The following is a 12,935-nucleotide window of genomic DNA, read 5'->3' as shown; positions in this document are numbered from 1 at the left end:
AAGGAGCTGGATGTGGAAACAATTTATGGTTCATCATTTAAAGATGCCGATGCAGTCTATACCTGTCAGTTTGATGGTCAAGGCGGAATGACACCGATAGAGATGAATGCATTAGCCACACCAGCTCAACCTTTCTGGCAACATCTGGATTACCGTAATCCCAAGAGTTATCGCTGGATAATAGAGACGGATTTATTACCTGAATCCGTTAAAACAGGGTTGGCTGGGGAAAGTTTGAGGCCGAAGATAATCCGTACCGGCGATGGTACGATGATTACGCTGCGAACAATTAATAACAATGAAAGTGAACGTCCCGATCAGCTGGTGGTATTCCGTATTTATATTAATTCTAAAATTGTTATTTCCAGCCGCCATCGTAAAGTTCATTCACTTGAACAGGTTTTGAGTGATTTGCAAAATGGCATCGGCGCGCAAACTACCGGGCACTGGCTAGTCGATATGGTTGATGCAATCACTGATGAAGTCGGTAATTTTATTGAAGATCTTCATGACAATCTTATTGAGCTTGAGAATATGATTCTGGAGCAGCGAATACCGGGGCGGGGTGGATTGGCCTTGCTGTGTAAACAATTGATTGTTTTGCGTCGTTATATGGCGCCTCAGAGAGATGTATTTGCCCGTCTTGCTAGTGAAAGATTACCTTGGATGAGTGATGAAGATCGTCGTCGGATGCAGGAGATTTCCGAGCGTCTGGGAAGGGAATTGGATGATTTGGATGGTTGCATTGCCCGTACCGCCATTATTTCAGATGAAATTACATCAATGATGGCAGATGCGATGAATCGGCGTACTTATGTCATGTCATTATTTGCAATGGTTTTTTTGCCAACAACATTCCTGACCGGATTATTTGGCGTTAATCTTGGTGGTATCCCTGGCAATGAATATTATTTGGGTTTTAGTATTTTTTGCTTGTTATTACTGGGATTGATTATATTTGTTGCCTGGTGGTTAAAGCGCAGTAGATGGTTATGAAAATTAAACGATGAACGTTGTTCTCCGTAATTGTAGTTTTTCTCACATGAGTCTTTATACAAAATAATTGCCCATTCTTGTGCCGATATTACTTTTTAATATCGGCATTTTTTATTTTTCATTGTTGTTGTAAGCAGAATAGGGAAATAGTAAATAAAAATGGCAATGAAAAAATTACCGCTCTGAAATATATCCGGAGCGGTATTATTAAGGATCACTATTTTACTTCGACAATATCCAGCCGTTCTGATTGATAGCTGGGTTGATCTTCTATATCAACGGCGAGTTGTACAGGTAATTCTTCGCGGTCAAAAGCGAGATCACCACCATCAATAACTTCACTTTCATGAGTGATATTTTTAAAATCGAACAGATTAAAATCACTGAGATGGGATGGAACGACATTTTGTACCGCGCGGAACATCGTTTCAATTCTTCCCGGATGGTGTTTATCCCATTCCCGTAACATATCTTTGATAACCTGACGTTGTAGATTTGGTTGTGAACCACAGAGATTACAAGGAATGATAGGAAACGCTTTGGCGGTTGCATAGCGTTCAATATCTTTCTCACGGCAATAGGCGAGGGGACGGATCACAATATGCTTACCATCATCACTCATCAACTTCGGCGGCATCCCTTTAAGTTTGCCGCCGTAAAACATATTGAGAAACAGGGTTTGCAAAATATCATCACGGTGATGGCCTAATGCAATTTTAGTTGCGCCCAACTCGGTCGCGGTGCGATATAAAATGCCCCGACGCAGACGGGAACAAAGAGAACACGTTGTTTTACCTTCGGGTATTTTTTCTTTCACAATGCCGTAAGTGTTTTCTTCAACAATTTTATATTCGACACCCAGTTCATCCAGATAAGCGGGAAGGATATGCTCAGGAAAACCTGGTTGTTTCTGATCCAGATTAACTGCAACAAGTGAGAAATTAACCGGAGCGCTTTTTTGCAGATTTTGCAGGATGGACAACAAGGTATAGCTGTCCTTACCACCGGAAAGGCAGACCATAATACGGTCGCCTTCCTCAATCATATTGAAATCAGCGATGGCCTGACCGACATCACGGCGTAAACGTTTCTGTAATTTGTTCTGGTTATATTGTGCTTTCTGATCCACCACGGACGCTCTGTAAATAATGTTTAAATGGAATTTAGGGGGGAGAGTATACCATTTTTATCACCTGGCACCTTAAAGAGTTTGCGGTGGATTTTGCTCGTTTCTACCCGTTAATGTTGATGAATTAACGGTTTTCTCTGTTATAGAAGATAAGGATCACACCTTCAAATTGACTGTGGGTGTTCTGTATTTACATTTATATAAGATATTTAACTGTTTTTTACAATTTTATCATTGAAATGCCAAAAAAGTAGTTCAGAACGAAAGATTAAGCAGAAATATGGGATAAATAGTATGGCAAATGACAAATAAAGCCTTTCGCTAATATATAACTCGATAATCTTATCTATTTTTTCTTATTTATTTTTTAAATGACTATAAATATAACGAGAAAAAGAATGGAGGAAATATAAGAAATAAGCAATATGATAAAAGCGATTCTGTTTATGTTAGTATCTTGTTGAATACTCAACATATTTTATTCGATTTTAGTTGTTAGTTTAAAAGATAAAAGTATTTGTAACATAAACCCATTACTATTGATATAAAGAAAAACACAAAACTTATATTAATAGTAATGAAATATATTTTTATCCAATGAGTTAAGCTGGAAGGTAAACTTTGAATAAAGTCGTAAGATTCTTGGTACATGTATTTACTATCAGGTTTATTTATTCTCATTCTTTTTCCTGTTAATAACATGTAGAAAAATACAGCAACTTGAAACTGACCATAAACACCTAGAAAACGGCCAATATTCACGCCTGTCGACAAACAAAGCCCTTTTTCTATATATAATTCAATAACTTCATCCATTTTTTTCTGATTTATTTTGTAAATGATTATTGATATAGCAAGAAAAAGAAGAAAAGAAATATAAGAAATAAGTAAGATGATAAAAGCGATTCTGTTCATATTAATGCTCGATTGAATGTTTAGTTATAGTTAAGCGTATTTTTCAAATAGGTATATTGCCATTGTTATAAGGATAAATACCCCACTTATATTAATGGTGATGAAATATGTTTTTATCCAACGGGTTAAATTGGAGGGTAAACTTTGAATAAAATCATAAGATTCTTGTGGCATATATTTACTATCAGGTCTATTTATTCTTATTCTTTTTCCTGTTAATAGCCTATAGAAAAATACGGCAGGATAAAACTGACCTTGAATACCCATAAGGTGACCCATATATGCTCCTGATGACAAACAGAATCCTTTTTTCATATATAATTCAATAATTTTATCCATTTTTTTCTGATTTATTTTATAAATGATTATTGATGTAATCAAAATGAAAAAAAATGAAAAAAAACATATGGTCATTATCAAATTCAATATGCTCATAGTTAATTACCTATAAACAAATCTACAATAAATTCAGCAGCCCTTTCGCCACCTTTACTGCCGATATAACCACCAGACAAGCCTCCTCCCGCCATACAAAGTCCAATGGCTAATCCATCAGTTGCAATTCCAAAAGCAATACATGCCGCACCTGCTGCTATACCGCTATAATACCCTACAGCCATTCCCACTCCCGTTCTGCCAGCAAATTTACTATATTCCTTAACTGCCACTTTTTCACATTTTCCTGATTGTCCGTAATTACAGGCATCAATAACTTGTCCAGTGGTATCAATAAAATCCAGACCGATCGCAATACGACCACCATACTTCATCCATTTAACCATTTTTTCACCTTGGATAATTGTTTGACTATATCCTTTTATTGCCCCAATCCCTGCTTTATCCCACATTTATATAAGATATTTACTGTATTTTACAATTTTATCATTGAAATACAAAAAAAAGTGGTTCAAAGTTAAATTTTAAGCAGAAATATAGGGTAAGTAGTATGGCAAATATGATTTATGTAACGATAAAAGGTGAAACGCAGGGGCTTATTTCTCAAGGATGCTCAACTCTGGATTCTATTGGTAACCGGTATCAGAATGGGCATGAAAATCAAATTATGGTACTGCAATTTAATCATGGCTTGACTGTTGCGCAGAATGTCAATTATCAGCCGGTAAACTTCATTAAACCATTAGATAAATCTTCACCATTATTAATGATAGCGGCGGCTAATCGTGAAAAACTGGAATTGACATTTGATGTTTATCGGACCTCGCAAATAGGCTCACAGGAACTTTTCTATTCCATCTTGCTCACTGGGGCAAAAATTTGCGGTTTAAATGTTAATTATCCGCATGTTGTTAATGATAATAAAGGACAACCGGAGGAAGTTGTTTCAGTTCAGTATGTTAACATTACTTGTCGGCATTATATGGCAGGAACATCAGGATATTGCATCTGGGATGAGATGGTTTATTGATAACTATAATTTATACGCTTAGTTTTTAGTTAATAACTAGGCGTGTTTTTTGGAATAAATATATTAATATAAAGAAGTTGTGGTTATTGTAATCCTAATTATGAAATGTAATTTATATTTTTAAGTTTTTGATTTATTTTGTAAATGACTATAGATATAACGGGAAAAAGAATGGAGAAAATAGAAGAAACAAGTAAAATGATAAAAGTGATTCTATTCATATTAACCTTCTGTCAAGTGTTTAATATAGATAAGTATCTTATTTAAATAAAAACATTATCATTATTATAAAGAAAAAGAAACCACTGATATTAATGGTGATAAAATATATTTTTATCCAATGAGTTAAATTAGAGGGTAAGTTTTGAATGAAATCATAAGATTTCTGGTACATGTATTTGCTATCTTTTTCATTTATTCTCATTCTCTTACCGGTTAGTAATTTATAGAAAAATACAGCAACCTGAAATTGACCATAAACGCCTAAGAACCGGCCTAATTTCACGCCTGCTGACAAATAAAGCCCTTCGCTAATATATGATTCAATAATTTCATCCATTTTTTTTGATTTATTTTATAAATAGCTATTGATATGATTAAAAAGAGGAAGAAAAAAATAACGGAAATAATTGTTATTAAGTCTGATATGTTCATAATAAATTTTCTGTAAGGAAATTTGTAAAAAGTCCCTAACTGAAAAATTGCCAGACATATTTATCATATGTAAGAAATACTATCCCAATAGCGAAAGACATTAAGCTAATAGTGATAGTTATCATGTAAATTTTTAACCAATTTGTTGTTCTTTTTGGTAATTTCTGAATAAAATCATAGGATTTTTTATACATATATTTACTATCAGGCTCATTTATCCTAATTTTTTTCCGGTTAATAACATATAGAAAAATACAGCGACATAAAATTGACCATAAATACCTAAAAAATGACCCATTCTTGCTCCCGCTGACATATAAAGCCCAGCTTCCGTATATAATTCAATGATTTTATTTATATTATGCTGGTTTATCTTGTAAATAGCTACTGAAATAATGAAAAATCCAATAAAGGAAATATAAGAGATAACAACGACAAGAGGAATTATTTTGTGCATATTAATATCTTATTGAATTTTCAATATATTTTAGTTGGGTTTGGTTGTTAGTTTAAAAGATAAGAGTATTTGTGACATAAACTCGTTATTAATGATATAAAGAAGAATGCAAAACTTATATTAATGGTAATGAAATATATTTTTATCCAGTGAGTTAAACTAGAAGGTAAACTTTGAATAAAATCATAAGATTCTTGTGGCATATATTTAATGTCAGGTCTATTTATTCTTATTTTTATTCTTTTTCCTGTTAATAGCCTATAGAAAAATACGGCAGGATAAAATTGACCATGAATACCCATAAGATGACCCATATATGCTCCTGATGACAAACAAAATCCTTTTTCTATATATAATTCAATAATTTTATCCATTTTCTTTTGATTTATTTTGTAAATAATTATTGATATAGCAAGAAAAAGAAAAAAAGAAATACAAGAAATAAGTAAAATGATAAAAGTGATTCTATTCATATTAATATCCTATTGAATATCTAACAGATTTCAGTTTAAAATTAATCGTATGTTTTAAATAAGTATATTGCCATTAATATAAAGAAGAAGGCTCCACTTATATTAATAGTGATGAAATATATTTTTATCCAATGAGTTAAATTAGAGGGTAAGTTTTGAATGAAATCATAAGATTTCTGGTACATGTATTTGCTATCTTTTTCATTTATTCTCATTCTCTTACCAGTTAGTAATTTATAGAAAAACACAGCAACCTGAAATTGACCATGAACGCCTAAGAACCGGCCTAATTTTACGCCTGCTGACAAATAAAGCCCTTCGCTAATATATGATTCAATAATTTTATCCATTTTTTTTTGATTTATTTTATAAATAGCTATTGATATAATTAAAAATAAGAAGAAAAAAATAACGGAAATAATTGTGATTAAATCTAATATATTCATCATTAATCTCCTATAAACATATCTGCAAGGAATCCCATAGTATTGTCAAGTGTATAGCTACCTATGGCCCCACCCGCTAAACCGCCCCAACTATGCAGAGTCCTGCAACTAAACCCCCCGTTGCAGCCCCAAGAGCAATACATGCGGCCCCTGCTCCTATACTGCCCATATATCCTCCAAGCATTCCCCCTCCTGTTCTACCAGCAAATTTACTATATTCCTTAACTGCCACTTTTTCACATTTTCCTGATTGTCCGTAATTACAGGCATCAATAACCTGTCCGGTGGTATCAACAAAGTCCAATCCGATCGCAATACGGCCACCGTACTTCATCCATTTAGCCATTTTTTCACCTTGGATAATTGTTTGACTATATCCTTTTATTGCCCCAATCCCTGCTTTATCCCATTGATGAGCAATGGCTTTAGTTGACAACTTTAGCGCATGTTTTAAGTTAGGGTGTTCTTCGATTTTTAAAGAAAGTCGTCCAATCTTATTCAATAGTCTCTTTAAGTTACCCATAATCTTCTGTCTTTCTAGATAAAAATCGGGGCTGGCATACTTCCGATTTAGCCCATTTAAGCTATATTCTTTCTCATAAAGAGACTGTAACTTTGACAGGTTTTTATTAATTTCAGAAAAATAGCTTCCACCCAGTGATGAAGTGGTGCCGATAAGCGTTCCTCCCTGATCCAGCAAAAAGTGAAACAGACCAAAATGACGATGCAAAAATGCGGCATATTCATTAGGCAAGGTCGAAACGGATTGGTTTATTTCATACTGGGATTGCTTTAATAGCTGCATTATATGCGGAGGATTATAAGAATCGGGATCGGCAACAAGTAGAATCTGTCCCGGTTTCAGATACCGGTTATCGGCATTCAACTCCATAAAATACCGGGCCGCTTTGCTATTCGAATGGCTGAACAGCAAGCTTACCTGAAAACTTAATCCTCCAGGTTGTTGTACTACACAGAAACCGGGTTGAATATTCCTCTCCATACTATTTTACCCCTCAAAGCGTGTTGAAATAAGATTGCTCGAATTCAGACAGTATAAGTTTCTTTTAGTTCCACAATGATCGCCTAATCAGATAATAGGATTATTTTTAATTTATAAATATATCGGCGCTTAATTCCCTGATGCTATATTTTCCCAAGTGATGGTAAAGGTTCTCGTGCTGAATGATTTTGGTCTGAATCGCAAAACTGGAAGCTATCATTAGCACTTTTCCATATTTCTTGTAGAATCTTTCCAACGATCTTCCTGTCATCAGGATACTTCTGCGGGCATGCTGTAAATAATATCCAAATTGGATTTAGGGAGCGAAATATATCATTTTTGTTACGTTACTCTTACCAGAATTTGTGATAGATTCAGCCCGTTTCTGTCTATTAGCGTTGTTCAATTTATGTTTTTTTGTTATAGAGAGTCAAGTTATGAATGGATTTGTATATTTAGCAATGGCAATTGTTGCTGAGGTTGTGGCAACCGCTTCATTAAAAGCTTCCGATGGGTTTAGTAAATTATTCCCTTCTATACTGGTCATTGTTGGATATGGCATTGCTTTCTGGGCATTATCTCATGTAGTTAAAGTTGTGCCATTGGGAGTTGCCTACGCGATATGGTCTGGCCTTGGTATTGTGCTGGTTTCTGTTGCGGCGATATTTTTATATCAGCAGAAGTTGGATTGGGCGGCTATGTTAGGTATGGCGCTTATTATTGCGGGCGTTATGGTAATAAATTTGCTTTCTGACAGCAGTGCACATTAATTAATGATGCTGCATGGTTTTCCCTGAATTGTTTTTCGGAGAAGAGATATGTTAAATATCGACGATAAGAAGGGATTCAATAAAGTTTTTCTAGGAGCGCTACTCTTTAATTTTACTTTATTGGCTGGCTGTAGTAGCCAAACAGGGAAAACAGTTGTCCAATATCAGGCGATACAATATTCTCAGCCAGAAATTGGTCTTGGAATTGATGCCAGAGCAACTTGTGTTTATGCAGGTGGTACACCTGCATTAGCCGTACAATTAAATGGTACAAAAACACCGGTTTGTCAGTTAGTGAATGGCAAACGTTGTGATGAAAGGGCGTTATTGCAAGGTTCTTGCGCACCCATTTAAAGTCGGACGAGCGGGCTTTTTGCTTTGTTGTATACTCTTTCATCGATAATGTAAGCAAAAATGTTTATGTTCTCTTGTTTTTATAAACAAAAATGTTTATTTTTGTTTTAAGTTAAACAACAGGAGAGGAGGTAGTGAAGCAAAGCGAATTTCGTAGATGGCTGAGATCTCAGGGAGCAGAATTTAAAGATGGTACAAATCATCTGAAGATTTTCCTGAATGGCAAGCAAACAACAATGCCACGGCATCCCAGTAAAGAGATCCCCGAACCATTGAGGAAATTGATACTGAAACAACTTGGCATTAAATAATAAAACTGGCCCAAAAATGGGCCGATTATTCGCTGCGCTTGACTAAATACACTATGCGATATCCGGTGAAATTTGAACACGATGAAACGGGATGGGCGGCCATGTTTCCCGATATTCCCGAAGCGTTAACCGGGGGTGAAACAAGAGAAGAAGCGCTAAAAATGGCGCGGGATGCTCTTGTCACTGCGTTTGATTTTTATTTTGATGATCAGCGTGAGGTGCCAATGCCTTCTAGTGAAGGTGAAGCCTTTGTTGATGTTCCGGCAAGTGTTGCAGCGAAGGTGTTGTTGTTAAATGCAATGCTGCAAACAAAAACGAGTAATGCAGAGCTGGCGAGAAAATTAGGAACACGTCCGCAAGATGTTCAGCGCATAGTTTCTTTACGCCACAGCACGAAAATTGACACTGTAGAGAACGCGTTAAATGTTCTTGGTAAGAGATTGGATCTTGCCATCACTTGACAATCATTTCGTATCATATTGTTATTCACAGGCTGCGTATTGCGTGGCCTTTTTCTTTTCTTACACCCGTTAAACGGGATTAAAACCCCAACGGGAAACTCATAGACAAGAAGCCTGAAATCTGGATTTTTAAAGCAAATCAGGCAACTGTCTGTTATGAGCAGGAACATGCCGTTGGGATTACTGTGGTAGGCACCTTTAGGCATGATTCTGCGAGTATATTTGATTCACCAGCCAACGGTTTTAGCTTTTGAATGGGGCATTATTTACGATTAAAAAATTGGCTGATCAATACTAATACAGCAACAACCAGATAAGCGGCAAAAATACCGATTAACCATTGTGGCATCTCTAATGATAGAAATTGCCATTGTCTTGCTGAACAGTCACCGGAGGCTTCAAACACCGAAGGGATCCACTGGTTTAATGCCAGCCATGAGGGAAAGTTTACAAAAAAATCACAAGTATTAAATGGGGAAGGATATAACTGGATCATAGTATGTTCCCATGCCAATTGCAGGCCACGCCAGGCACTGTAGATCCACAAAATAATAGCCAACCAACGTAACGGTGTTTTTGGTGCGATCGCACCCAGTAATCCCGCGCCTAACACACCAAACAGAGCAACCCGCTCATAAATACACATCACACAGGGCTGTAATTTCATCACGTGTTGAAAATATAAGGCTGAACCTTCCAGTATCAAGGCAGTAAACGTCATTAACAGCCATGCGTTTCGTCCTTGGGAATAGTGGTTTAAAAAGCGCATCATGTCCTTTTTTCCATGCAGAATAAGATAAATAATCGAACGCCTATTTTGCCGCCTAAAGTGCAACAAAAAAAGTCAATTAAAGTAAATCTGTTTTTTCGGGTAAAAAATAAAGCCGGATTGAGCATAATCAGCGCTCAATTCGGCATGGGTAATAACGTTATGAAATAAATTTATTGTTGGTTATGGCAAAGCGATTAAACCCCAATGAACCATGATGTCAGTCATCGGAACTAACAGAAACTCTACACATAATAAACCGACCAGCGTCATCACGATGGTATAGGGCAATGCCATCATGACCATTCGACCATAAGACAGACGGATTAAGGGTGATAACGTTGAGGTCAGCAGGAACAGGAAGGCGGCTTGTCCGTTGGGGGTTGCAACAGAAGGCAGGTTCGTACCGGTATTAATGGCAACAGCCAGATATTCATATTGTTTATGTGAAATCAACCCTTCTTGCATAGCAGCCTTGGCTTCATTGATATAAACCGTACCAACAAACACGTTATCTGACACGGCTGAGAGCATGCCATTAAACAGATAGAACAGAGAAAGCTGAGAAGTTTCTGAAGATTGCAAGACGAACTGAATAAATGGCGTAAACAGTTGTTGGTCAACTATCACTGCAACAATGGAAAAGAAGACCGTTAATAATGCCGTGAATGGTAATGCCTCTTCAAACGCTTTGCCCAGCGCGTGTTCTTCCGTGATACCGCAAAAAGAGGTAGTCAGAATGATAACTGACAGACCGATCAGACCAACCTCTGCTAAATGAAATGCCAGAGCGATAATTAACCATAGGCCAATCAACGCCTGAGCGATAAGCTGCGCTTTTTCCTGGTGGGTTCGTTTTGCGCTGGTTTTTTTATCATAATTTTCCAGTACTTGCCGAACGCGCTCCGGCAATTCTGCACCATAACCGAATAACTTAAAGTGTTCGACCAGAAAACAGACCAGCAGTCCACAGATAAAAACAGGCAAGGTAACCGGGGCCATGCGAATAAAGAAGGTGACAAAATCCCAGCCAACACTTTTGGCGATAATCAAATTTTGGGGTTCTCCCACCATGGTCATCACACCACCGAGCGCAGTCCCTAAACCGGCATGCATCATCAGGCTACGTAAAAAAGCACGAAACTGTGCGAGCGTTTGTTTCCTTTCCTCTGCATCAATATGACGATCATTATTCGGTTTCAGCGCATCATGCTGATCAGAGATAAAATTGTTATAGATAGAATAGAAGCCAAGGGAAACACTAATAACTACCGCGATAACTGTCAGGGCATCAAGAAATGCCGAGAGGAATGCACTGGCTAAACAAAATGCCAAGGCAAGCATCCGTTTGGATTTTATGGATAGAAGAAGTTTAGTGAACGCAAATAATAATAACTGCTTCATGAAGTAAATCCCTGCAACCATAAATATCAGCAGCAGAACAACTTCCAGGTTATTAGCAATTTCATGACCAATTTGTTGAGGTGAGGTCATACCGATAATGACCGCTTCAATGGCCAACAGGCCACCGGGTTGTAACGGGTAACATTTAAGCGCCATTGCCAAAGTAAAGATGAATTCGACAACCAGCAGCCAGCCGGCAACAAATGGGTTGATGGTGAAGAATACAAGTGGGTTGATGATAAGAAAAGCAATGATAGCCAACTTATACCAATTCGGCGAGTTACCGAGAAAGTTTTTTATCGCCGCTTTCCGGATATTGGTTTCCATGGTAATTAAAATTCCTCTAAATTCGTAAAGTTGTGTTCTCTAAACAATAGTACGCTTTAATACAAAATATTTTAAGGGAGATGAGGCACAGTTAAACAATTTGTGTGTTTTTTTCGTGACCGTTTTTGTGGTTTCTAGACTAGACAGCTATATTGGAGGAGCGCATTCTGATATAATTTCATCTATTATTAGTTGAAAAATTCACGTTGGAATAACAAAAATATGGTCATTAAGGCTCAAAGTCCCGCAGGTTTTGCGGAAGAGTATATTATTGAGAGTATATGGAATGGTCGTTTTCCTCCTGGCTCTATTCTTCCGGCAGAACGTGAATTATCTGAGTTGATTGGTGTAACAAGGACTACCCTGCGTGAGGTATTGCAGCGTTTGGCACGCGATGGTTGGTTAACTATTCAGCATGGCAAGCCAACAAAAGTGAATAACTTTTGGGAAACATCAGGTCTTAATATTTTAGAAACACTGGCTCGTCTTGATCACGATCGCGTTCCTGAGTTAATTGATAATTTACTGGCAGTGAGAACGAATATTGCCGCAATATTTATTCGCACAGCTTTTAGGCATAATCCAAGTCAGTCATTGGAAGTGTTGGCAAAAAAAGAGAATGTGGAAGATAACTCAGAGTCTTTCAGCGCTCTGGATTATGATATTTTCCGTGGTTTGGCTTTTGCTTCAGACAATCCAATTTACGGCCTTATTATCAATGGGTTGAGAGGGTTGTATACCCGTGTAGGGCGTTATTACTTCTCTAATCCTGAGGCCCGCAAATTGGCATTAAACTTTTATCAGCAACTGGCGATATTATGCCGGGATAAATCCTATGATAAGGTCATGGAATGTGTACGTAATTATGGTAAAGAGAGCGGTATCATTTGGCACAGTATGCAAAGTACGATGCCAAGTGATTTAGCTGAAGTTTGTCGTTGATATCTCGTTAGTATTTTTACTTAATGCCAAGTCTTAATCCAATTCATTAGTTTCAAATCAAAACTATTTTGAGCTGACCCGGGGCAGAATGCGCTGCC

At 36.9% G+C, this 12,935-nt stretch carries 18 protein-coding genes; 7 read left to right on the top strand and 11 right to left on the bottom strand.

The window, feature by feature from the left end:
* The first annotated feature begins 12 nt into the window (after positions 1-12).
* Entirely contained in the window at positions 13-996 is a 984-nt protein-coding gene (zntB, locus tag ABR397_RS13075; RefSeq protein WP_350306118.1) for a zinc transporter ZntB, read from the top strand.
* Positions 997-1,213: 217 nt separating this feature from the next.
* Here the strand turns inward: zntB and ttcA are convergent, their stop codons facing one another.
* The 4 genes from ttcA to ABR397_RS13055 all read right to left on the bottom strand — a co-directional run bounded on the left by ttcA (position 1,214) and on the right by ABR397_RS13055 (position 3,888).
* The gene (gene ttcA, locus ABR397_RS13070; protein WP_350306150.1) at positions 1,214-2,143 is read right to left on the bottom strand and encodes a tRNA 2-thiocytidine(32) synthetase TtcA; all 930 of its coding nucleotides are present in this window, start codon (positions 2,141-2,143) and stop codon (positions 1,214-1,216) included.
* A 477-nt stretch (positions 2,144-2,620) separates the two neighbouring features.
* Positions 2,621-3,040 carry a hypothetical protein gene (locus ABR397_RS13065; protein WP_350306117.1) on the bottom strand — a complete coding sequence of 140 codons (420 nt, stop codon included), beginning with the start codon at positions 3,038-3,040 and terminating at the stop codon, positions 2,621-2,623.
* A gap of 30 nt (positions 3,041-3,070) precedes the next feature.
* On the bottom strand, positions 3,071-3,379 hold the full coding sequence (locus ABR397_RS13060; RefSeq protein ID WP_350306116.1) for a hypothetical protein: 309 nt from the start codon (positions 3,377-3,379) through the stop codon (positions 3,071-3,073).
* A 98-nt stretch (positions 3,380-3,477) separates the two neighbouring features.
* On the bottom strand, positions 3,478-3,888 hold the full coding sequence (locus ABR397_RS13055) for a hypothetical protein (protein WP_350306115.1): 411 nt from the start codon (positions 3,886-3,888) through the stop codon (positions 3,478-3,480).
* 98 nt (positions 3,889-3,986) lie between these two features.
* On the opposite strand from ABR397_RS13055, the gene ABR397_RS13050 reads away from it, so the two are divergent.
* On the top strand, positions 3,987-4,466 hold the full coding sequence (locus ABR397_RS13050; RefSeq protein ID WP_350306114.1) for an Hcp family type VI secretion system effector: 480 nt from the start codon (positions 3,987-3,989) through the stop codon (positions 4,464-4,466).
* A 259-nt stretch (positions 4,467-4,725) separates the two neighbouring features.
* Here the strand turns inward: ABR397_RS13050 and ABR397_RS13045 are convergent, their stop codons facing one another.
* From ABR397_RS13045 to ABR397_RS13025, 5 genes are all read right to left on the bottom strand, one after another.
* The gene (locus tag ABR397_RS13045; protein ID WP_350306113.1) at positions 4,726-5,025 is read right to left on the bottom strand and encodes a hypothetical protein; all 300 of its coding nucleotides are present in this window, start codon (positions 5,023-5,025) and stop codon (positions 4,726-4,728) included.
* Positions 5,026-5,334: 309 nt separating this feature from the next.
* Positions 5,335-5,577 carry a hypothetical protein gene (locus ABR397_RS13040; protein WP_350306112.1) on the bottom strand — a complete coding sequence of 81 codons (243 nt, stop codon included), beginning with the start codon at positions 5,575-5,577 and terminating at the stop codon, positions 5,335-5,337.
* Positions 5,578-5,624: 47 nt separating this feature from the next.
* Positions 5,625-6,050 (bottom strand): hypothetical protein, encoded by a 426-nt coding sequence (locus ABR397_RS13035; protein ID WP_350306111.1) that lies wholly within the window; start codon positions 6,048-6,050, stop codon positions 5,625-5,627.
* Between the two features lie 41 nt (positions 6,051-6,091).
* Positions 6,092-6,496 (bottom strand): hypothetical protein, encoded by a 405-nt coding sequence (locus ABR397_RS13030; protein WP_350306110.1) that lies wholly within the window; start codon positions 6,494-6,496, stop codon positions 6,092-6,094.
* A 76-nt stretch (positions 6,497-6,572) separates the two neighbouring features.
* Positions 6,573-7,499, bottom strand: coding sequence for a hypothetical protein (locus ABR397_RS13025; protein WP_350306109.1), 927 nt, complete (start codon positions 7,497-7,499; stop codon positions 6,573-6,575).
* Between the two features lie 437 nt (positions 7,500-7,936).
* Between ABR397_RS13025 and ABR397_RS13020 the strand changes: the two genes are divergently transcribed.
* The 4 genes from ABR397_RS13020 to ABR397_RS13005 all read left to right on the top strand — a co-directional run bounded on the left by ABR397_RS13020 (position 7,937) and on the right by ABR397_RS13005 (position 9,395).
* Positions 7,937-8,269 (top strand): DMT family transporter, encoded by a 333-nt coding sequence (locus tag ABR397_RS13020; protein WP_021325552.1) that lies wholly within the window; start codon positions 7,937-7,939, stop codon positions 8,267-8,269.
* A gap of 48 nt (positions 8,270-8,317) precedes the next feature.
* Positions 8,318-8,623: a putative hemolysin gene (locus tag ABR397_RS13015; protein WP_350306108.1), complete on the top strand. Its 306-nt coding sequence runs from the start codon at positions 8,318-8,320 to the stop codon at positions 8,621-8,623.
* A 134-nt stretch (positions 8,624-8,757) separates the two neighbouring features.
* Entirely contained in the window at positions 8,758-8,934 is a 177-nt protein-coding gene (locus ABR397_RS13010; RefSeq protein WP_350306107.1) for a type II toxin-antitoxin system HicA family toxin, read from the top strand.
* A gap of 53 nt (positions 8,935-8,987) precedes the next feature.
* Positions 8,988-9,395 (top strand): type II toxin-antitoxin system HicB family antitoxin, encoded by a 408-nt coding sequence (locus ABR397_RS13005; protein WP_350306106.1) that lies wholly within the window; start codon positions 8,988-8,990, stop codon positions 9,393-9,395.
* 262 nt (positions 9,396-9,657) lie between these two features.
* Here ABR397_RS13005 and dsbB read toward each other — a convergent pair whose 3' ends face one another.
* Together dsbB and nhaB are read right to left on the bottom strand one after the other, a co-directional pair.
* Positions 9,658-10,167, bottom strand: a complete 510-nt coding sequence (dsbB, locus tag ABR397_RS13000) for a disulfide bond formation protein DsbB (RefSeq protein ID WP_350306105.1) — start codon at positions 10,165-10,167, stop codon at positions 9,658-9,660.
* Between the two features lie 180 nt (positions 10,168-10,347).
* A complete protein-coding gene (gene nhaB, locus ABR397_RS12995; RefSeq protein ID WP_350306104.1) occupies positions 10,348-11,895 on the bottom strand; it encodes a sodium/proton antiporter NhaB in 1,548 nt (515 codons plus the stop codon).
* Between the two features lie 222 nt (positions 11,896-12,117).
* Here nhaB and fadR point away from each other — a divergent pair, with 222 nt between their 5' ends.
* Positions 12,118-12,837 carry a fatty acid metabolism transcriptional regulator FadR gene (fadR, locus tag ABR397_RS12990; RefSeq protein WP_350306103.1) on the top strand — a complete coding sequence of 240 codons (720 nt, stop codon included), beginning with the start codon at positions 12,118-12,120 and terminating at the stop codon, positions 12,835-12,837.
* Positions 12,838-12,935 lie beyond the last annotated feature (98 nt).

The organism is Photorhabdus viridis, assembly GCF_040256935.1.
Lineage (GTDB): Bacteria > Pseudomonadota > Gammaproteobacteria > Enterobacterales > Enterobacteriaceae > Photorhabdus > Photorhabdus viridis.
This window is presented reverse-complemented; position numbering and strand designations above follow the sequence as displayed.